At 61.6% G+C, this 20,219-nt stretch carries 20 protein-coding genes and 1 tRNA gene; 12 read left to right on the top strand and 9 right to left on the bottom strand.

Translation table 11 applies throughout. From position 1 onward, the window contains the following. Positions 1-12 precede the first annotated feature (12 nt). The 5 genes from K8U54_RS03740 to K8U54_RS03720 all read left to right on the top strand — a co-directional run bounded on the left by K8U54_RS03740 (position 13) and on the right by K8U54_RS03720 (position 5,805). Positions 13-651 (top strand): tetratricopeptide repeat protein, encoded by a 639-nt coding sequence (locus K8U54_RS03740; RefSeq protein WP_249910389.1) that lies wholly within the window; start codon positions 13-15, stop codon positions 649-651. After that, the gene (bamB, locus tag K8U54_RS03735) at positions 644-1,795 is read left to right on the top strand and encodes an outer membrane protein assembly factor BamB (protein WP_249908935.1); all 1,152 of its coding nucleotides are present in this window, start codon (positions 644-646) and stop codon (positions 1,793-1,795) included. The genes K8U54_RS03740 and bamB overlap by 8 nt, the downstream gene beginning before the upstream one ends. A 116-nt stretch (positions 1,796-1,911) precedes the next feature. Further along, complete coding sequence (der, locus tag K8U54_RS03730; protein ID WP_075963735.1) at positions 1,912-3,384, top strand: ribosome biogenesis GTPase Der; 1,473 nt, start codon at positions 1,912-1,914, stop codon at positions 3,382-3,384. A 201-nt stretch (positions 3,385-3,585) separates the two neighbouring features. Beyond that, a complete protein-coding gene (locus K8U54_RS03725; RefSeq protein WP_249908934.1) occupies positions 3,586-4,263 on the top strand; it encodes a type 1 glutamine amidotransferase domain-containing protein in 678 nt (225 codons plus the stop codon). A gap of 492 nt (positions 4,264-4,755) precedes the next feature. Continuing rightward, positions 4,756-5,805 (top strand): hypothetical protein, encoded by a 1,050-nt coding sequence (locus K8U54_RS03720; protein ID WP_249908933.1) that lies wholly within the window; start codon positions 4,756-4,758, stop codon positions 5,803-5,805. A 184-nt stretch (positions 5,806-5,989) separates the two neighbouring features. On the opposite strand, the gene K8U54_RS03715 is transcribed toward K8U54_RS03720, so the two are convergent. Next, a complete protein-coding gene (locus tag K8U54_RS03715; RefSeq protein WP_249910388.1) occupies positions 5,990-6,256 on the bottom strand; it encodes a DNA-binding protein in 267 nt (88 codons plus the stop codon). Positions 6,257-6,317: 61 nt separating this feature from the next. Between K8U54_RS03715 and K8U54_RS03710 the strand changes: the two genes are divergently transcribed. The 7 genes from K8U54_RS03710 to K8U54_RS03680 all read left to right on the top strand — a co-directional run bounded on the left by K8U54_RS03710 (position 6,318) and on the right by K8U54_RS03680 (position 10,864). After that, positions 6,318-6,599 (top strand): DNA-binding protein, encoded by a 282-nt coding sequence (locus tag K8U54_RS03710; RefSeq protein ID WP_434059984.1) that lies wholly within the window; start codon positions 6,318-6,320, stop codon positions 6,597-6,599. After that, complete coding sequence (locus tag K8U54_RS03705) at positions 6,596-6,811, top strand: hypothetical protein (RefSeq protein WP_249908932.1); 216 nt, start codon at positions 6,596-6,598, stop codon at positions 6,809-6,811. The genes K8U54_RS03710 and K8U54_RS03705 overlap by 4 nt, the downstream gene beginning before the upstream one ends. Then, the gene (locus K8U54_RS03700; RefSeq protein WP_249908931.1) at positions 6,804-7,151 is read left to right on the top strand and encodes a hypothetical protein; all 348 of its coding nucleotides are present in this window, start codon (positions 6,804-6,806) and stop codon (positions 7,149-7,151) included. The genes K8U54_RS03705 and K8U54_RS03700 overlap by 8 nt, the downstream gene beginning before the upstream one ends. Next, complete coding sequence (locus K8U54_RS25285; RefSeq protein ID WP_249908930.1) at positions 7,144-7,533, top strand: hypothetical protein; 390 nt, start codon at positions 7,144-7,146, stop codon at positions 7,531-7,533. The genes K8U54_RS03700 and K8U54_RS25285 overlap by 8 nt, the downstream gene beginning before the upstream one ends. A gap of 532 nt (positions 7,534-8,065) precedes the next feature. Continuing rightward, positions 8,066-9,346: a hypothetical protein gene (locus K8U54_RS03690; protein WP_249908929.1), complete on the top strand. Its 1,281-nt coding sequence runs from the start codon at positions 8,066-8,068 to the stop codon at positions 9,344-9,346. Continuing rightward, positions 9,346-10,347 (top strand): phage integrase, encoded by a 1,002-nt coding sequence (locus K8U54_RS03685; protein WP_249910387.1) that lies wholly within the window; start codon positions 9,346-9,348, stop codon positions 10,345-10,347. Before K8U54_RS03690 ends, K8U54_RS03685 begins: the two co-directional genes overlap by 1 nt. Before the next feature lie 13 nt (positions 10,348-10,360). After that, positions 10,361-10,864: a hypothetical protein gene (locus tag K8U54_RS03680; RefSeq protein ID WP_249908928.1), complete on the top strand. Its 504-nt coding sequence runs from the start codon at positions 10,361-10,363 to the stop codon at positions 10,862-10,864. An 87-nt stretch (positions 10,865-10,951) separates the two neighbouring features. On the opposite strand, the gene K8U54_RS03675 is transcribed toward K8U54_RS03680, so the two are convergent. The 8 genes from K8U54_RS03675 to K8U54_RS03640 all read right to left on the bottom strand — a co-directional run bounded on the left by K8U54_RS03675 (position 10,952) and on the right by K8U54_RS03640 (position 20,172). Continuing rightward, positions 10,952-11,025, bottom strand: a tRNA-Gly gene (locus tag K8U54_RS03675). Between the two features lie 95 nt (positions 11,026-11,120). Continuing rightward, positions 11,121-11,999, bottom strand: coding sequence for an alpha/beta fold hydrolase (locus K8U54_RS03670; protein WP_249908927.1), 879 nt, complete (start codon positions 11,997-11,999; stop codon positions 11,121-11,123). A gap of 339 nt (positions 12,000-12,338) precedes the next feature. Beyond that, positions 12,339-13,031: a pseudouridine synthase gene (locus K8U54_RS03665; protein ID WP_249908926.1), complete on the bottom strand. Its 693-nt coding sequence runs from the start codon at positions 13,029-13,031 to the stop codon at positions 12,339-12,341. 3 nt (positions 13,032-13,034) lie between these two features. Continuing rightward, a complete protein-coding gene (locus K8U54_RS03660; RefSeq protein WP_249908925.1) occupies positions 13,035-13,241 on the bottom strand; it encodes a cysteine-rich CWC family protein in 207 nt (68 codons plus the stop codon). Beyond that, on the bottom strand, positions 13,238-14,716 hold the full coding sequence (locus K8U54_RS03655) for a sensor domain-containing diguanylate cyclase (protein ID WP_249908924.1): 1,479 nt from the start codon (positions 14,714-14,716) through the stop codon (positions 13,238-13,240). Before K8U54_RS03655 ends, K8U54_RS03660 begins: the two co-directional genes overlap by 4 nt. A gap of 114 nt (positions 14,717-14,830) precedes the next feature. Beyond that, complete coding sequence (gene uca, locus K8U54_RS03650; RefSeq protein ID WP_249908923.1) at positions 14,831-18,505, bottom strand: urea carboxylase; 3,675 nt, start codon at positions 18,503-18,505, stop codon at positions 14,831-14,833. A gap of 292 nt (positions 18,506-18,797) precedes the next feature. Then, complete coding sequence (locus K8U54_RS03645) at positions 18,798-19,433, bottom strand: urea amidolyase associated protein UAAP2 (RefSeq protein ID WP_249908922.1); 636 nt, start codon at positions 19,431-19,433, stop codon at positions 18,798-18,800. Between the two features lie 10 nt (positions 19,434-19,443). After that, positions 19,444-20,172: an urea amidolyase associated protein UAAP1 gene (locus tag K8U54_RS03640; protein ID WP_249908921.1), complete on the bottom strand. Its 729-nt coding sequence runs from the start codon at positions 20,170-20,172 to the stop codon at positions 19,444-19,446. Positions 20,173-20,219 lie beyond the last annotated feature (47 nt).

The following is a 20,219-nucleotide window of genomic DNA, read 5'->3' as shown; positions in this document are numbered from 1 at the left end:
ATTGGGGTGGCGTTGAACAGCGATGATGATGAACTGGCCGGCCTTAAAGACTGGTGGGATCGTAACGGCAAGCCACTGCTGGCGGGTGGCGCCCTGGCGCTGATCGCGGTATTCGGCTGGCAGGGTTGGCAGAAGTACCAGACCAACCAGGCGCAGGGCGCGTCGATTATCTATCAGCAACTGCTGGAGTCGGCCATGACCCCGAGCGGTCAGCCGGACGCCGCCAAGGTGGCCACGCTCGCCGGGCAGCTGAAGAAAGACTTCGGCGGCACCCAGTACGCCCAGTACGGCAGCCTGTTCGTGGCCAAGGTCGCGGTCGAGTCCGGCAAGCTGGACGACGCGGCGACCGAGTTGCGCAGCGTGGTCGACAAGCCGGCCAACGAGACCCTGGGCGAGCTCGCTCGTCAGCGTCTGGCCCGTGTACTGGCTGCCCAGGGCAAGGCCGACGAAGCGCTCAAGCTGCTCGACGGCGATGCCGACCAGGCCTTCCTGGCCAGTCGGGAAGAGCTTCGGGGTGACCTGCTGGTGAAGCTGGGTCGTACCGACGATGCACACGCCGCCTATGTGAAAGCCAAGGGCGCGCTGGCTGAAGAAGCTGCCGTCGGTGGTCTGCAGCTGAAGATCGACGACCTGGCCAAAGGGGATGCATGACGTGATGCGTTGGAAGAATGCCGCATTGCTGGCCCTGGCCGTTCTGGCCGTGGGTTGCAGCAGCAACAGCAAGAAAGAACTACCGCCTGCCGAGCTTCCCAAGTTCACCGAGGAAGTGAAGCTGCAGAAAGAGTGGAGCCGCTCGATCGGTAACGGTCAGGGCGACATCTACAACATGCTCGAGCCGGTGGTCGATGGCGAGCAGATCTTCGCCGCCGACGTCGAAGGCCTGGTCGTGGCCATGGACCGCATGACCGGCAAGGTCGCCTGGAAGCAGGAGCTGGACGTTCCGGTGTCCGGCGCCGTGGCGGCGGGCTACGGGATGATCGTGGTCGGCACCCTCAAGGGTGAGGTGATCGCCCTGGATTCGTCCAGCGGTGAAGAGAAATGGCGCGCCCGTGTGCCGAGCGAAGTGCTCTCCGCACCGGCGATCAGCAGCGACACCGTGCTGGTGCAGACCCAGGACGACACCCTCGTCGCGCTGGATGCCTACAGCGGCCAGCAGCGCTGGATCTTCGAGAACACCCCGGCGGTGCTGACCCTGCGCGGTACCGGCAGCCCGCTGCTGACCAACCAGCTGGCCATCGCCGGCCTGTCCAGCGGCAAGGTCATCGCGCTGGACGCGCAGCGCGGCATCCCGGTCTGGGAACAGCGCGTGGCCATTCCCCAGGGCCGTTCCGAGCTCGACCGTATCGTCGACATCGACGGTGGCCTGCTGCTCTCCGGTGGCCAGCTGTACGTGGTCACCTACCAGGGCCGCGTGGCGGCACTGGACCTGCAGAGCGGCCGGGTGATCTGGCAGCGCGAGGCGTCCAGTTCCATGGGGGTGGCCCAGGGCTTCGGCAACGTGTACGTGACCCTGGCCAGCGGCACTGTGGAGAGCATCGACGAGCGTTCCGCGTCGGCGCTGTGGACCAACGACGCCCTGGCGCGCCGCCAGCTGTCGTCGCCTGCGGTGTTCTCCAGCTACGTCGCGTTCGGCGATCTGGAAGGCTATCTGCACCTGATCAGCCAGGTCGATGGCCGTTTCGTCGGCCGTACCCGCATCGACAGTGACGGCCTGCGTGCGCGTCCGCTGGTGGTCGGCGACTGGCTGTATGCCTTCGGCAACGGCGGCAAACTGGTGGCGCTGACCATCAAGTGAGCCCCGGCTTCGCTCGTCCGGTAGTACCGGGCGAGCGGGGCAGATAGTGCGAGATTTGCGGCCGCTGCCTGTGCAGCGGCTTTTGTATTTTTTGAAATAACGAAGTGGAGAGCCGAATGGTTCCCGTAATTGCCCTGGTGGGCCGGCCGAACGTCGGCAAATCCACCTTGTTCAACCGCCTGACCCGCACCCGCGACGCGATCGTCGGGGACCTTTCGGGTCTGACCCGCGACCGCCAGTACGGCGAGGCCAAGTGGCAGGGGCGCACCTATATCGTGATCGACACCGGTGGTATCTCCGGTGACGAGGAAGGCATCGACGCCAAGATGGCCGAGCAGTCCCTGCAGGCCATCGAAGAAGCCGACGCCGTGCTGTTCCTGGTCGACGCCCGCGCCGGGTTGTCCGCCTCCGACCAGATGATTGGCGAGCACCTGCGCAAGCGCAACAAGCGCAGCTTCCTGGTGGTCAACAAGGTCGACAACCTCGACCCCGACCTGGCCCGCGCCGAGTTCTCGCCGCTGGGCATGGGCGAAGCCCTGCCGATCGCCGGTGCCCATGGCCGCGGTATCACCCAGATGCTCGAAGCTGCCCTGGGCAGCTTCCCCAAGGATGCCGGCGAGCCGGAAGAGGGCGAGGAGGCCGAAGAGGTCGCCGAGGGTGAGGAAGCCAAGCGCATTCCCGGCCCGAGCGAGAAGGATGGCATCAAGCTGGCCATCATCGGCCGCCCCAACGTCGGCAAGTCGACCCTGGTCAACCGCATGCTCGGTGAAGACCGGGTCATCGTCTACGATCAGGCCGGCACCACCCGCGACAGCATCTACATCCCCTTCGAGCGTGATGACGAGAAGTACACACTGATCGACACCGCCGGCGTGCGTCGCCGCGGCAAGATCTTCGAGGCGGTGGAAAAGTTCTCGGTGGTCAAGACGCTGCAGGCCATCCAGGACTCCAACGTGGTGGTGTTCGTCATGGATGCCCGCGAAGGGGTGGTCGACCACGACCTCAACCTGCTCGGCTTCGTGCTCGAGAGTGGCCGTGCCCTGGTCATCGCGCTCAACAAGTGGGATGGCATGGAGCCCAGCGAGCGCGATTACGTGAAGACCGAGCTGCAGCGCCGGCTGTTCTTCGTCGACTTCGCCGATATCCACTTCATCTCCGCCTTGCACGGCACTGGCGTTGGCCATCTGTACAAGTCGGTGCAGGCCTCGTTCAAGTCGGCGATCACCCGCTGGCCGACCAGCCGCCTGACGCAGATCCTCGAAGATGCGGTGCAGGAGCACCAGCCGCCCTTGGTCAACGGTCGCCGTATCAAACTGCGTTACGCCCATCTGGGTGGCGCCAACCCGCCGCTGATCGTGATCCACGGCAACCAGGTCGACGCCGTTCCGCGCGCCTACTCCCGTTACCTGGAAAACACCTACCGCCGCGTGCTCAAGCTGGTCGGTACGCCGATCCGTATCGAGTACAAAGGGGGCGAGAACCCTTACGAGGGCAACAAGAACACCCTGACCGACCGCCAGGTGAACAAGAAGCGTCGCCTGATGAGTCACCACAAGAAGGCCGAGAAGAAGCGCAAGGACAAGCGCTGACACTTCCTGGTACTCAGCAGGTGTTAAACAAAGGAGGGGTAGTTACAGCAGTAGCTACCCCTTTTTCGTTCTGGTGGCTCTCACCAATTGCCATGGGCATCGTTCCGTTGCCGATATAGGTCGTGAACGAAAAAGCCGCGGCACTCTGCGCCGTTTCAAGCCACTAACCCAGAACCCCATCGCCACAAGCAAGGAGTCATGATGAATGTTCTGATGGTGCTGACCTCCCACGATCAGCTCGGCAACACCGGCGCGAAAACCGGCTTCTGGCTCGAAGAGTTCGCCGCGCCTTACTACGTGTTCAAGGATGCCGGTGCCAACGTCGTGCTCGCCTCGCCGGCTGGTGGCCAGCCGCCGCTGGACCCGAAAAGCGATGCGCCCGACGCGCAGACCGACGCTACGCGCCGCTTCAAGGCCGATGCCGAGGCGCAGCGTCAGCTGGCCAGCACCGTGAAGCTGGATTCGGTTGACCAGCAGGATTTCGACACCGTGTTCTACCCGGGTGGCCACGGCCCGCTGTGGGACCTTGCCGAATCCCGCGAGTCGATCGCCCTGATCGAAGCCTTCGAACGCGCCGGCAAGCCCATCGGTTTCGTCTGCCATGGACCCGGCGCGCTACGCCACGTCAAGGCGGCCGATGGCAGCCCGTTGATCAGGGGCCGTCGGGTCACCGGTTTCAGCAACAGCGAAGAAGCCGGCGTGCAACTGACCGACGTGGTGCCGTTCCTGATCGAGGATGAGTTTCAGAAACTCGGCGGCCAGTACGAAAAGGGCGAGGACTGGGCGTCCTTCGTGATCGAAGACGGCAAGCTGGTCACCGGCCAGAACCCCGCCAGCTCGGAAGCCGCTGCCGAGGCGCTGCTGGCGAAGCTCAAGTAGCTGCGGCGAAGAGGTGAGTGGGGTAGGGCTTCTGTAGCGCCGTTAGGTGAATAACGGCCGCCCTGTAACCGCGACAAACCCTCAGAAACGAGAAAGCCCCGTCAGTGATGACGGGGCTTTTGTATTTTGATCTGGAGCGGGCTAAGGGAATCGAACCCTTTTTCAGCTCCCGCAATGCTCCGCAAAGCCCCTGCATTGCTTGACTGCGCCCGGATTCTACACGCTTTACTCCACTTTGCACCGCAGTACTTTCGACTCTTTTTCGACACGGCTTCTCGCTTGCCTTGCGCCCTCCCTGCGCCTTTGTGTATATATGGCCAATAGCAAATGAAAGTGTGAAATGTGGCAAGCGTATATGTCTTGATAAATGCTCAGCTTTTAAATTGATTGAAAGATGGCGAGTTATTTGATTTGAGGTTGGCGCTGCTCGTTGGGGTGCTTAAAGAACTGCCCCTAACAAAAATTTAACCATCTAGATCGAGATAATTATCAATGGACTTAAGTATTCTGGAATCACTGCCAACAATACATGGAATTTTGATTGGTATTGGAACGGCCTTTTTTTCTGGTTTTGCAATGCTTGCATATCAGAAAATTCAAGACAGCGAAGACAGCCTAAATGCTGTTTTGGCTGAGGTAGGTGATTTCAGTAAATCATCTGCTTATATTGGCGGTGGTGACAATGACAACTTAATCCAAGAAGATGGTAGCTTGAATTGGCATGAAGGAAAAAGAATACTGCATAGTGCTAAGTCGCTACTATCAGCCCAAGAGGATAAGCATGGAATTCCGGGGAGTCCTCATTTTTCAGAGCCCAGTGATTCTGAAATCTGCTCAGTAAACCGATCGCTATGTGTTTTACTTAGCCAGTTGTTCGTTTCATATCCATTTAACGGAAAATCGTCAGTGCATGTAAGTGGGGTGTCCGAACGAGTTGAGTTAAAAAAAAGTGAGCCATTTACTGTGGAACAGCTTCAAGAAATTCAGCGTAGAGTTTTTTTCTTGAGTTGGTGCTGGGAGACTAGCAGTAGGTCTCTAATTGTTTTGGGACAACGTAGTAGTGAAATAGAGCGTAAAGAAGATGAGTTAGAATATCGCAAAGTGTATGAAGAGACTCTGTTGACGCATATCCGCAACGGTATCGATATCTCTGAGGCAGAGAAGGAAAGGATGTGGAATACATCTTTTCAACTTAGGTTGAACGGTCAAGCCGATTATGCACGAATAATTAGCGATTTTTTTAATAAGGTCCTTGTATATCGAGATAGAGTGCTTCCTGAACTTTCAAATAGTTTGAAGATTCACAGACTATTTGTGGATAGATTTAATTTTAAAACGAATACACTTATTGCTTTTAAAGTAATCGGTTATGTTTTTATATTTGGCGTCTTAGCGCCTATTGTATTGCTGGCTCTAGCTGTCGATATAGAGTTAGTGTGGCATCCTGTGCTGCCCTATTTCCTTTTGATTGTAACGGTTTTTCCTTATATATATCTTTGGCAGAAATTGTTTTATAAGTTTAGAAGGCTTAGTTTTGAGTAGCTTGGTAGCTTAACAAGGCTATTAATCTGATGATCAAGGCTACGACAAAATGGCCGTAGGCCATTTCTAGAACCAACGTAGCTTTGGTCACATGTTATAGCTGCGTTATCATCCGCATAGCTTTAGTAAAACTTGGCTCCATGTGTTCGGGCGATCCAGCGCCTAGTTACTTCCCGTGTAATCGCTATCCCGCGTTGGGTTGGCTCAAGTTTCGGTTTGCTTCGTCATAGTCTGGACTGGTTTGGCCAGCCTCTGGTGCGATCTGGCCGCTCGCCAGCCAAAGGGCGTATTGGGGGTAGATCTTCACCAATACGTCTATCTCGTCCGCGCTGACTCGTACAGCGCCCTTGCTGACGTTTCTCCAGCGCTCGTAATCCCCACCTTGCTCGCTAGCCCGCTTGGGCCCCACCAGCTTGATCAGTGCGCGTGCTCTATCGGATGCGCTTGGCATATCGAATATTTTTTCCTGAGTAGCTATTGCCCCACCATAAAAGATGGGTAACAATCACTCCATGGGTAGTAATTACCCATTTCGCTGGTTGGTTATCAATGCTGAACATAGTGGAACAAAGCAGATGGATAAGGAAGGTCTCGACTCCCAAAAGCTCCATGGCGCGCCGCCTTTGATGCCATGGCCGAAGTTCGCCGAATGGATCGGCATGGCGGATGAACCCCTGGTGGTGCGCAGCTGGCTCGAACGCGGCTACCTGCCTTCGCAGAAGGTCGGCAAACGCACCATGGTCAACGTGGCCCTGCTGCATCAGCAGCTTCTTGAACAGGAATGGACGCTATGAAGAAGAAAGACGACAGCCTCGACCTCTGCAGCATCAAGACCTTCGCTGAAATGAGCGGTGTGTCGGTTGAGGAGGCCATCAACTGGGTTGATAGCCACATAATCCCGAGCATGAAGCTGGCCGACTTCCGCATGGTCAACCTTGCCCGACTTCGCGCTGATCTGGAGAAGGGCAAAACCGAGTTCAAGGAAGGGGACTATGCCCATGTCTAGTCCGGCTCTGACCTTCGACCCTATCACCGCTATCGGCTATATCGGCCAGACCGTGTTCGTCGAACTGCGCTGGGAAGGCGACGACGAAACGCTCCGCCGCACGTACCACCTCGTTGGCGTGGCACTCCCTGTGCCGGGCCTGCTTGATCATGGCTACTTCCTGGCGATGCCGCCTGATGGCAGTGAAGAACTGCCCATCGAAATCTACTTCGATTACATCAACACGATCTGCATCACCCGCGATGGCCATGCCAGCGTCAAGACGCTCGACCGCCTGCCGCTGCAGCAACAGCTCCAGGGCCTGAGCCGCGCCACGGAAGAGGAACGACGCCATGCATAGGCCACGTATCCAACTCGACTCTGCAACGGCCCTGGGCTACGTCGGCCAGACCGTGCTACTCGAAACCGCCTGGGATGCTGAGCCCGAATCCTTCTGGCAATGCGTCCACATCGTCGGCGTGCTGCTACCCACGCCAGATATGAAGGGCGCCCCATGCTTTCTTGCTGTCGAAGTCAGCTCCAGCACTCGCAACCCGAACGAGTTCTACTTCGACGACATTTGCACTATCAGGGCGATGCGGTACCGCGACCGGCATGGTTCCGGCAACGTACTGGGCCGCATGACCCTGACCCATTCGGAAGGGTCAAGGGCCGCGCTCCCGGCTCGTCGGAACAGCTCCACCGTTCCGTCGAACGGAAGCACGGGCGCAGCGCACCCTTGAGGCCCTGCACCCATGACCAGCCTATCAACGGGAGTGTGGGGTAGCTTCACCACCCCGCGCTCCCGAGCCCTCGGCGGCAAGAGCGGGATGACAAGGGCAGCGCCCTTGGTGTCAATCATCCCTCCGGCCCGCACCAGCTCCCACGTCTTCTCCCTTCCTGAAGGCCCCGCCGCGCTTCTCCTGCCGCTGATCTTGCTGGTGGTCTGGGTAAGCCACCTGCCGCCCCAGTGGCGCGCCACATCCTCTCTGTATTCCCAGGAGCAACGCTGCCCGATGAAGCGGGAGGGCGGTGCGCTCGTTCGCCTCGCCGCCAATGAGCCTTGCCAGCGGCCCCAGGGTAACTGGCTGATGGGCGTAGGTAGTTATGAGGGCTTCTGAGGTTGGAGCGGCGTACGTCAAGCCGAGCGCGGCGGTGTGGTTGCGTGCGAGGCACGAGCGCGCGGGTGCGCCGCCGCGCAGGCGCTGACGTCCCTGTAACACGTCAGATAAACACAGTGAACATTCCGCATTAATCAGCATTAGGTAGATAGAAATGGCAAAGGCAAAAGACTTCATGCGTCTGGACATGCTCGCTCGCGAGGATGCCAGTGGGCGTCTGTTCATCGACCCGGGCACGACTGCCATGGTCGACCTGTCCCGCGTTCGTTTATTGCGTTGCGGGGTGGACACGGTTCGCCAGCTCTATCGGGGCATGATCCGCCCTGAAATCATGGCGCTGTTCGAGAAGCCCGGCACCATGGTGCAGTTCGCGGGTAGCACCTGGCACTCTGGCCGCGTCAGCAAGGACTCTGGTTACCAGTACAAGCTGCAGAATGCCGACCTGGGGATCATCCTGTTGGTGAAGAACTTCAACGCGAAGATCGACAGCATCGGCCCACACCTGAAAGTCGAAGTGTCGCCCCATGCCATCGATGCCCTGTCGCCTGAGCGCCTGCAGCAGCGCTTGGATCTGTACGCCGGCGAAGTGCTGAGCCACTTGGAAATCAACCAGTGCGCCGTCCACCTCGCGCTAGACCTGCAGGGCTGGAAACCTCCGGTCGATCTGGTTGCCCGCATGCACTGCCGGGCACGCAACCAGCGCGATATCTCGGGCATCAACGAAATCAACTGGACGACCAAATCCAGCACCTACGGCCGCGGCGAAACCTTCATGTTCGGCTCTGCCAGTGGTGTACAGCTGGCGATCTACAACAAGACCGAACAGGCCCGCGCTACAGACAAACTCGACTACTGGGAAAGCGTCTGGAAGCGCCGCGACAGCTTCGACGCCCAGGACCCGGACAACTACGACCCTGACGCCGATGTGTGGCGTGTCGAACTGCGCTATCACCACTCGGTCATCCAGCAGTTCGCCAGCGGCTCGGTCGACCTGAAAACCAATGAGGTAATCGATACCAGCTCGTTTGCGGCCTTCGCCGGTCATCTGGACGGCCTGTGGCGCTATGGCTTGAGGCAATTCAAGCTGCTGGCCCGTCCTGGGTATTTCGAGCCGATCTGGACGCTGATCCGTGAAGACGTGCGCGTCGATCTGCCGGTGGATTCGCTGCTCGATGACACCGAGTACAAGCGCTACTACAAGACCTCGCGTGGCTTCTCCGGCAAGAACGTGGAGCTGTTCCTGGGAAACTTCGTAAGCCTACTGGCAAGGGAGCAGGTGGGCGCAAAAAAGGCGTTTAAGACCCTCCAGCAATGGGACTGCTGGCCGGTCATCCGCGATCACTACGCCGCCAAGGACATGACCCAGGATGATCTCTACAAACACATCCGGGATCTGCTCACGGAGCGGCATGTGCGGTGGGGCAGGGCCGTCTGATGGCCATATTCCAATTGCCGGATGGCCGTTGGAAGGTCGACGTTGAACCCATCAAGGGCAAGCGCTTCCGCAAGACCTTCAAGACCAAGACCGAAGCCCAGCGCTTTGAAGCTACGTGCCGAACCAAGGTCGTCGATAACCGCGATTGGTCGCCCAAGCCCAAGGACAAACGCCGCCTCTCGGAGCTGGTGCAACTCTGGTATGAGCTGCATGGTGTGGCCCTGTCCGATGGCCTGCGCCGCTTCACCATCCTCAAGGCTGCGGCCACGTTCATGGGTGACCCGGTGGCCCATAAGGTCGATGGTGCGTTGATCGCTTCTGCCCGTGCCCGCTGGATCGCCAAGGGCGTTACCGGCAAGACGGCGAACAATCGCCTGGGCTACCTCAAGTCCGTCTACAACGAGCTGCATAAGCTCGACGTGATCGACTACCCGTGCCCGTTCACCCGTATCAAGCCGATCCGCCTGCAGGAACGCCCCCTGGCCTACCTGACCAAGCCGCAGATAACCGAGCTTCTCAACGCCCTGCGCGATCGCACGACCGGCCCGCATACCTACATGGTGGCGCTGATCTGCCTGTCTACCGGCGCTCGATGGGGTGAGGCTCAGGCGTTGACCCCTCACAGGATCGGGGCGGGTGTAATCACCTTCGCCAATACCAAGTCGAAGCGGGTCAGGGCTGTGCCGGTGTCACCGTCGCTGGTGCAAGCCATCCAGGAACATTGGGCTAAGCACGGGCCGTTCACCAACTGCATGGGCGTGTTCCGCAAGGTGCTGCACCTGACCTCGATCAACCCACCGAAAGGGCAGGCCAGCCACATTCTGCGCCACACCTTCGCGGCTCACTTCATCATGGGTGGCGGGCATATCGTCACGCTGAAAGAGATCCTGGGCCATGCCTCGTTGGCCATGACCATGCGCTATTCGCACTTGGCGCCTGAGCATCTGCATGATGCAATTAGGCTAAGCCCCTTGGCTGGGGAAGGCGCTTTTCAATATTGAGGGGAAAGATTGAGTGGACGTCAAGGATTGGCGGGTATCAGATCCTTTATCTGAAGTTACTCGCAAGGAGCGAAGGCTGCTCTTAGCTGTGTCGGTATTGGCGTTCTTCATGGCGAAGACCGGTGCTATACCATCGAAGATATCTACGCTGGGAATCGAGTTTCAGTCGTCAGACCAGAGATTTTTTTTGTACGTCCTCGCGGCCTCGGTTTTATATCTGACCACTGTATTTATTGCTTACGCTATGTCTGACTTCATAGCATGGCGCAAGGCGATACTCCGGTATGACATCAAAGATCGAGAAGAACTCTTTGATGAGCTTCGTCAGCAACCGAGCAATGCATACGAGGCGGATATTGAGAAATTTAAAGAGGATATTTACCGCAAGAACAGGTCGATTTTCCGAATGACTCGGCCTGTATCAGTCTTGCGAGCGTTCATTGAGTTTGTACTTCCAGTTTTTGTCGGTTTGACCGTTTCGTTTGCCGTTTACCGATCGGCTTTATCCTTGGGTTGAACTGCCTTCTTTTCGACACTTCATCGACACCCCCAAACGTCGCGCACAAAAAAGCCCTGTAAAAACAGGGCTTTAGTGCTTCGAATTTGGAGCGGGCTAAGGGAATCGAACCCTCGTCATGAGCTTGGGAAGCTCAGGTAATGCCATTATACGAAGCCCGCTTGAGGGCGCCTTTATACCCGAATCCGCCGGCGAAATGAAGCCCGCGTTGCCTGGTGGTGATTGGCCGGGGCAATGCGGGTTGTTCTGAGGCGCGTCATACGGCCATGGCGTGCAGGCCGGGGTGCACGGTGAAGCGTTTGCCCGTGGTGTTGTGTTGCAAGAAGCCCAGCAGGGCATTCTGGGTCTGCAGCCAGGCGCCTTTGTGTTCCATGTCGATGAAGTGGCCGGCGTTGCTGACCGTGGCGAAGTGGCAGTCGTTGATGTGTTGGGCCATCAGGCGGGCGTCGGCGGCGGAGGTGTATTCGTCGAATTCGCCGTTGATGAACAGCAGCGGGATGTCGATATCGCTCAGGCAGTCCAGATGGCAGTGGGCTTCCATGCGCAGCACCTGCTGCACGTGGGCGTTCATCTGCCGGTATTCGTGGCCGCTCAGGCGGCTGGTGTGTTTGTGGTTGTAGCGTTTGAACAGCGAGGGCAGGTGCTTGCCGATGGTGTCGTTGATCAGGCGGCCGACCTTGTCGCCGTCTTCCTGGTTGAGGCACACCAGGGCGCGGCCCAGGTAGTCGAGCATCGGCTCGTTGAGAATCGGCGAGAACGAGGCAAAGATGGCCTTTTCCAGGGTAGGTGGGCGCTTGGCCAGGGCGAGCATGGTAGCCACCCCGCCCCAGGAGAACGACATCACGTACCGGGCCTGATAGTGATCGATCAGGTCGAGCAGGATCGCCGCTTCGTCTTCCTTGCTGATGCAGTGGTCGTTGCGGTTGTGCTGCCGGGACTGGCCGGCGTAGGGCTGGTCGAAGAGCACTACGTTGAAGCGGGTGCCGAGGTATTTGACCGTCTGCGCGAAGGAGGCGGTGGTCGCCAGCGAGCCGTTGACCAGGATGATGGTCTTCTGGGCCGAGGGGGTGGCGTGAAACTCCGTGTGTACCCTGTACGTCCTGTGCACATCGATGACAGCGACTGCTGGCTTCATATGTATTTCCTCCTGGCGCAAAAGATGAACGCGGCTGACGGCGAACCAAAAACCGGGCAAGTCGGATAGCTAGGAAAACGCCTGGACATGACAAGGCGATGTCAGGCTGGAGGATCTTGTGATTGGATGGTTAACGCAGGTTTCAGGGCTGTAAGGGAACGGCTGGGCGCGCGTTCTCTTACCAGGCAGGAGCCCTTTCGCGGGTCATGCAGGCCACTTGGCGGCGGCCTCGATTCGCCTGCCGCTATGGAGCGGCATGGCGACATCCTTTTCGAGTTAAGCAGTGGCCAAAAGGGCTGGCAAGAGAGCTGAAAGGGTTGTGCACGACCGCCTGTCGGCTCAGATGCTGGCGATTTCCGCGGCGGTCAGGGCGCGGTACTGGCCGGGCGCCAATTGCGGGTCGAGGACGATCTCGCCCATGCGTTCGCGGTGCAGGGCGACGACGCGGTTGCGGAAGTGGCCGAACATGCGCTTGACCTGATGGTAGCGGCCTTCGAACAGGGTCAGCCGGGCGTGGTGACTGTCCAGCAACTCGAGCTCGGCGGGCAGGGTGGTGAGGTCCTCGAAGGCGAAGTACAGGCCACGGGCGAAGACCTCGGCGTAGTCCTTGGTGATCGGCTGCTCGGTGGTGACGTGGTAGACCTTGGGCTTGCGCGCTTGCGGCTGGGTGATGCGCCGCGACCAGAGCCCGTCGTTGGTGATCAGCAGCAGGCCGCTGGTGTTGAGGTCCAGGCGCCCGGCCAGGTGCAGTTCGTGCTTGTCGGGCTCGTCGAGCAGATCGAGCACGGTGCGGTGTTCGTCGTGCTCGGTGGCACTGACCACGCCGACCGGTTTGTGCAGCATCCAGTAACGCGCGCTGCGCCCGGCCTGCAGCAGTTCGTCGTCCAGCTCCACGCGTTGGAAGTCGCGGATATCGAAGCGCGGATCGACGATGATCTCGCCGTCCACGCGCAGGCGACCGGCGCTGATCAGCAGGCGGCTGTCCTGGCGGCTGAAGCGGGGGAAGTTACTCAGGAAGCGATCCAGGCGCATGGTTCAGTCGGGCTCGCGGGGCTCAATGGTGTGTACGGCGCCCGCGCAGGCCGGGCACAGGCAGGCCTGGTCACGCTGTTCGGGCGTCAGACGCTCCAGGGCGGCGGGGTCGATCTGCGCCTCGAAGCACCAGCAGGGCGCGTCGCTGCGGCCTGCGGCGATCACGCACCGGTTGGCCTTGCCGCATAGCGGGCAGCGTTCGACGGTCATCGCTGCTCCTCGCAGACGCGGTTGCGCCCGGCCTGCTTGGCGCGGTACAGGGCGCGGTCAGTGCGGCCGAGCAGGTCGTGCAGCGTCTCGCCTGGCTGCCATTGGCTCAGGCCCAGGCTGACGGTGACCTGCAGCTGCTCGCCGCCGACCGGGTAGCGCTGCTCGGCGCAGCGCCGGCGCAGTTTTTCGGCCAGCTCGAGGGCGGCGTCACGCTCGGTGTTCTTGAGCAGCAGGATGAATTCCTCGCCACCCCAGCGGCACAGGATGTCGGACTGGCGCAGCGCCGCGCGCAGCTGTCTGGCGAAGCCGCGCAGCACCTCGTCGCCGGCCAGGTGGCCGTGCCGGTCGTTGATCTGCTTGAAGTCGTCCAGATCCAGCATGACCGCGCACAGCGGGCTGCTGTCGCGCTGCGCCTCGTGCAGCGCCTGCTCGACGTGCAGCTCGAAGCCACGCCGGTTGGGCAGGGCGGTGAGGCTGTCGGTGATGGCCAGGGCGGCGATGCGGCTTTGGTAGCGACGGATCACCAGGCCGACCAGGGTCAGCACGATGGCGGTGATCACCAGGCAGATCAGCAGGTTGATGTACAGGCTGTGGCGCACGCCGGCCAGGGCATTTTCTTCGTGCTTGTCGACGAACAGGAACCAGTCGAGCTCGGGGATATAGCGCACGTTGGTGAAGTGGCCGCGCTGATGCTCGTCGTAGCGGAAGTCGCCGCTTTGCGGCTGCGGCATCACGGCCAGCAGTTTCTCCAGGCCCGGCACTTCGCTCAGGTGCTGCCCGCGGCGGGCGCCATGGGGGCTGCCCTCGACGCCGGTCAGCACCAGGCGACCGGCGCGATCGGTGAAGAAGATGTTGCGCTCATAGCGCCGCTGGTAGTCGTCCACCAGTTTGACCACGGCGTCCACGGTGAGGCCGACGCCGGCCACGCCGATAAAGCGCTGCTGATAGTCGAATACCTTGAAGTTGATGAAGAAGGTCGGCCGATCTTCGTTGGCCATGTCCGGATCGAGGCTGATCTCATAGGGCTCGCTCATGTCACGCACACGCAGGTACCAGGCGTCGCGCGGCTCGTCTTCGCGTACGTGCTTTAGCACGCCCTTGGCCTGGTAGTAGAGGTGGCTGCGTTCGGAAACGAAGAAGGCGGTGAAGATACCGAAGTGCTCCTGAATCTCGCGCAGGTAGCGGATCACGCGCTCCGGCTCCTGTTCGCCGGCCAGCACCCAGTCGCGCAGAAAGGTGTCGCGCGACATCATCGAGGCGATCTGCGTGGGGCGCACCAGGTCCTTCTGGATTTCCGAGTAGATGGTGTCCGAGGCCAGCGGCAGCTCGGTGTCGACGATGTGCTGGCGAATGCTGTCGCGCGAGGCGTAGTAGCTGAGCAGCGAGGTGGTGAGAAAGCCGCAGGCGAGCAACACCAGCAGGATGAACACCAGCGAGCGAGGGCTGGCGGTTTTGGTTGATGGCGCTGGCATCATGCTGGCTTCTGTGACGATGCGGCAATCCTAGGTGGGCAATGGGCGGGGCGCAAGCCGAGCCGCGCGAAGCATTGCATTCGTGCGGCCCGTGTTGCCTGCCATTGGCCGGGGTGCTTACGCCTGTTCGATAACGGCCACCCGTTGGCCGGCGCGTACCGCGGCGCCCGGTTGCACGCGAACCTCGCGGACGATGCCGGCCACTGGCGTGGTGAGCGGAATCTCCATTTTCATGGATTCCAGAATCACCAGCACATCACCGGCCTCGACGGCGGTGCCTGCCTCGACCTGCACCTGCCAGAGGTTGCCGGCGATATGGCTGTCGACGCTGTGTTGGCCAGCCTCGAGCGGCGTGTCCTCGGTGACTTCGGCCACGCCTTCGTCGCTCTCGAAATGCGCCTGGCCGGAGTCGATCCAGCGCTGGCGTTCGGCGGCGAAGGCGGTGCGTTGGTGATCGCGGAAGGCGGCGATGCCGTCGGCTTCGTCAGTGAGGAACTGCTGGTAGTCGGCCAGGGCCAGTTCGCTTTCCTCGATGCGCAGCTCGAAGCGGCCCAGGGGGAAGTCGCGGCGGATGCGCAGCAGCTCGTCCGCGCTGACCGGATAGAAGCGGATCTGGTCGAAGAAGCGCAGCAGCCAGGGTTTGCCACCGAAGGCCGCCACTTCGCGATAGCGGTTCCACATCTGCAGGGTGCGACCGACGAACTGGTAACCGCCGGGACCTTCCATGCCGTACACGCACATGTAGGCGCCGCCGATGCCCACCGAGTTCTCGGCGGTCCAGGTGCGCGCCGGGTTGTACTTGGTGGTCACCAGACGGTGGCGTGGGTCCAGCGGCGTGGCCACCGGTGCGCCGAGGTACACGTCGCCCAGGCCCATTACCAGGTAGCTGGCGTCGAAAACGGTGCGGTAGACCTCTTCGAGGTTTTCCAGGTCGTTGATGCGGCGGATGAACTCCAGGTTGCTCGGGCACCAGGGTGCGTCCTTGCGCACGGTGGTCATGTACTTGTTGATCGCCAGCTGGCAGGCCGGGTCATCCCAGGACAGCGGCAGGTGGACGATGCGCGACGGCACCTTGAGGTCGCGGGCGGCGCAGACGACGTCCCATTCGCCGGCGACGATCTCCAGCAGCGTCTGCAAGGCCAGGGTTTCCGGCTGGTAGTGCACCTGCAGCGAGCGGATGCCGGGCGTCAGGTCGATCACGCCGTCGAGCCCCTTGGCTTGCAGTGCCTGCATCAGCGCATGGCCGCGGAAGCGCAACACCAGGTCCAGTTCCGGCTGGCCGATTTCCAGCAGCAGGTGGGTGTCGCCGGAGAGGCGCGCGACCAGGCGGGTGTCGTCCTGGCCGATATCCAGCACGATGGGGCTTTGCAGTTCGGATGCAATCGGGGTCATGGTCGCGTTTGTGGGAGCGGCCGGGCGGCGCTCCGCTTCAGCCGCGATAGAGGCGACACCGATATCGCGGATAAATCCGCTCCCACGGAGAGTGGTGCATTCGCTGGCACTGGTTTTGGCCAGCTCTCGCGCCGTGACGATATCCACCGCCACGAAGCGTACCTTGTCGCCGGCCTTGAGCTGGCCGAGCTGCCATAGATCCGCCTCGATGATGGTCACCGGGCACACGAAGCCGCCCAGGCTGGGGCCGTCCGGGCCGAGGATCACCGGCATGTCGCCGGTGAAATCCACCGCGCCGATGGCGTAGGGGTTGTCGTGGATATTCGAGGGATGCAGGCCGGCCTCGCCGCCGCTCTCGCGTACCCACTCGGGTTTGGGCCCGATCAGGCGCACGCCGGTGCGGCTGGAGTTGAAGTGCACTTCCCAGGCGGTGGCGAAGAAGGTCTCTATATAGGTGGGCGTGAAGTACTCCGGCGCGCCATGGGGGCCGTAAATCACGCGGATTTCACGCACGGCTGGCAGAGCCGGATACAGCTCGGCAGGCAGCTGGTTGCCGGCCTGACGATCCGCCAATGCCGGGATATGCAGCACGTCCCCGGCACGCAGGGCGCGGCCGCCATGGCCGCCGAACTGGCCGAGGGTAAAGGTGCTCTTGCTGCCCAGGTAATCCGGCACCTGGATGCCGCCACGAATGCTGAGATAGCTACGCGCGCCGGCACCGGCAATGGTGCCGAGCGTCAGGGTGCTGCCGGCCGCGATCAGCAGCGCGGTGTTCATCGGCTGTTCCACGCCATCGATGCTCAGGGGAATCTCGGCACCGGTGATGGCGATCACCGCGTCGGTATTGAAGCGCAGCAGCGGGCCGCTCATGGTGATTTCCAGCGCAGCGGCGCCTTCGTCATTGCCGAGCAGACGATTGCCCAGGCGCAGCGCGCGGCTGTCCATCGGCCCGGACGGCGGCACGCCCACGGCCCAGTAGCCAATGCGGCCGGGGAAATCCTGCACGCTGGTCTGGGTGCCGGCGCTCAGCACCTCGAAGGTAGTGGCCTGGTAGGCCAGATTTTCCAGGCAGCGCGTCCATGGCGAGCCGCTGGCGAAGGGCGCGTCGCTGAGAATCTGGCGCAGGTAGTTGCGGTTGCATTCCACGCCGTATAGCACCGAGTCGGCCAGGGCTTTATCGAGGGCGGCGCTGGCTTGCTCACGGGTTGGTGCCCAGGTGATCAGCTTGGCGATCATCGGGTCGAAGTAGGGCGGAATCTCGCAGCCGGCTTCGACCCAGGTGTCGATACGCAGGGCCTTGCCGTCGGCTTTGGGAAATTGCACGGCGGTGAGCAGGCCGGGGCTGGGCTGGAAGTCGCGGCCCGGATCTTCGGCGTACAGGCGTGCCTGGATGGCATGGCCGGATGGCTTGAGCGCTTTGGCCAGGTCACTGAGCGGCGGCAGATCACCGGCGGCCAGCTCGATCATCCAGCGCACCAGGTCGACGCCCCACACCTGTTCGGTGACGCCGTGTTCGACCTGCAGGCGGGTGTTCACTTCCAGGAAGTAGAAGCGCTCGGCCTCGCTGTCGTAGACGAATTCGACGGTGCCGGCGCTGCGGTAGCTAACCGCTTCCGCCAGCTTGATCGCCGCGGCGCACAGCGCCTCATTCATGCCGGCAGGCAGGTTGGGCGCCGGGGTTTCTTCCAGCACCTTCTGGTTGCGGCGCTGCACCGAGCAGTCGCGCACGCCGAGGGCGATCACCTCGCCCTGGCCGTCGCCGAACACCTGCACTTCCAGGTGGCGGGCGCGCTGGATGTATTTCTCGATGAATACGCCGCTGTCGCTGAAGTTGTTCTGGCCCAGGCGCTTGACCGCCTCGAAGGCGTCGCAGAGTTCGGCTGCCGAACGGCAAACGCGCATGCCGATGCCACCACCGCCAGCGGTGCTTTTCAGCATCACCGGGTAGCCGACCTGTTCGCCGGCGGCCAACGCGGCGTCGAGATTTTCCAGTAGCTCGGTGCCCTCGAGCATCGGCACGCCATGTCGCTTGGCCAGGGCACGGGCGGTGTGCTTGAGACCGAACACGCGCAGTTGTTCGGGCGTGGGGCCGACGAAGGCGATGCCGGCCGCTTCGCAGGCTTCGGCGAAGGCGGCGTTTTCGGAGAGAAAGCCGTAGCCGGGGTGGATGGCTCGGGCGCCGGTGCGTTTGGCGACGTCGAGAATCTTCTCCACGACAAGATAAGTCTGTGCGGCCGGGCCTTCGCCGAGGGAGAACGCCTCGTCGGCCTGCTGGATATGCAGGCTGGCCACGTCGGCCTCGGCGTAGACGGCGACGCCCTTGATGTCGAGCTCACGCAGGGTGCGCAGGATGCGGCAAGCGATGGCGCCGCGATTGGCGATCAATAGTTTTCCAAACATATCGACTCCCGAGGCCGTCTGAAGCTGCTGCGCTCCATCACGCGGCCTCGTCGAAGGAGGCGGGCCGTCCCGCCGGTATTGGGTCTGCACCACGGCCGTCCGTGGTTGAAATCTGTGTGATCGCCTGCTGTTTAGGCAGGCCGACTCATATCGCGGTCCTGGTGGACGTAAGGAACGACGGCTACGCGCCCCGATCCACCCTACGCATCGCGGTTTTGCCGGGGAGCGGTGTTCAGGCATTGGGCCGAGCGGCTCTGGCAGAGCAGCAGTAACAGGCGGCGCAGGCGTTGGCTCAGTTCCATACCAGCACCTCGGCAGGCGTCGGGTTCCAGCCGTTGCAGGGGTTGTTGAGTTGCGGGCAGTTGGAGATCAGCACGATCACGTCCGTCTCGGCGCGCAGCTCGACGTACTTGCCCGGCGCGGAGATGCCGTCCTCGAAAGTCAGGCCGCCCTCCGGGGTGACCGGCACGTTCATGAAGAAGTTGATATTGGCGCCGATGTCGCGCTTCTCCAGGCGACCGTCGTGCAGGCTGGCGCGCAGGAAGTTGTCGCGGCAGCTGTGCATATAGCGCTTGTCCAGGGCATAGCGCACGGTGTTGCTTTCCTGGGCGCAGGCGCCGCCGAGGGTGTCGTGGCGCCCACAGGTGTCGGCGACGATGGTCAGCAGCGGCTTGCCGAGGTTGGAGTAGAGCACCGTGCCGGTGGTCAGGTAGACGTTGTTCTGCTTGCGCAGGGTGCGCTGGGGGTCGAAGCGCTCGCGCGGGTTGGCGGCGGCGAAGAACAGGGTGTCGATCGCCTGGTTGCCTTCCAGGTCGTGCAGGCGCAGGGTCTGGCCGGCCTTGACCTCGAACAGGTAGGGCTCGCCCGCCGGAATGGTATGGCGGAAGGCGGCGGTTTCGGGATGCAGGTTGCTTGCGGTCAGGCTCATGTCGGCACCCTCAGATGTACTGGCGTTCGGTGTTGTGGAAGGCGCGGCCGTTCTCCGCGCGCGAGGTGCGGCACAGCACGCTGATGCCGTCGCTCTCGACCTTGCTCCAGGCGAGCTGGACCGGTTTGGGCGCGTACTGCGGGCTGGGGTCCATCGGGTGTTGCAGGGCGGTGAGCACCACCAGGGTGTCCATCGGCGCATACAGCTCGACGTAGTCACCAGCTTTGCTGTTGCCGGGCTGGAACCCGAAGGCGCCGTTGGCATCGACGGCCAGGCGGCTGAACAGGTTGAGGTTCATCAGCAGATCCGGAAGGGCGAGGTTCCACTTGCCCATTTCCACCAGCAGGTTGTCCGTGCCGTTGCGGAAGAAGCCATTGCGCAGTTCCTGATAGCGGCCCTGGCCGTATTTCTCGGCGACTTCCTCGGCATTCAGCACGCCGCCAAAGCTGTCGTGCCAGCCGCAGGTATCGGCGGTGATGGCGGCCAGCACCTTGCCCATGTCCGAGTACAGGCAGTGGCCGGCAGTGAGCTTGGCGGTGTGCTGGCCCTTGAGGGTGTCGGGCAGGTTCAGGCGCTCGCTTTTCTCAACGGCGTTGAACAGCAGCAGGCTGACGTTGGCGCCGCCCTCGATATCGGTGATACGCAGCAGTTGGCCGCGCTTGAGCACGAAGGAGGTGTGGCCGCCGCCGGGGACGGTTTCCTCGTAGAGGGTGGGGCGCAGGGTGAGGGCAGTTGTCATGGGTACCTCGGATAAACAGGTGTGCGTCGGGCTCTGCGTGGAGCCCG

This window comes from Pseudomonas fulva (assembly GCF_023517795.1).
GTDB classification, from domain to species: domain Bacteria; phylum Pseudomonadota; class Gammaproteobacteria; order Pseudomonadales; family Pseudomonadaceae; genus Aquipseudomonas; species Aquipseudomonas fulva_D.
Note: the sequence above shows the minus strand (reverse complement) of the source record. Positions and strands in the feature narration are given on the sequence as shown.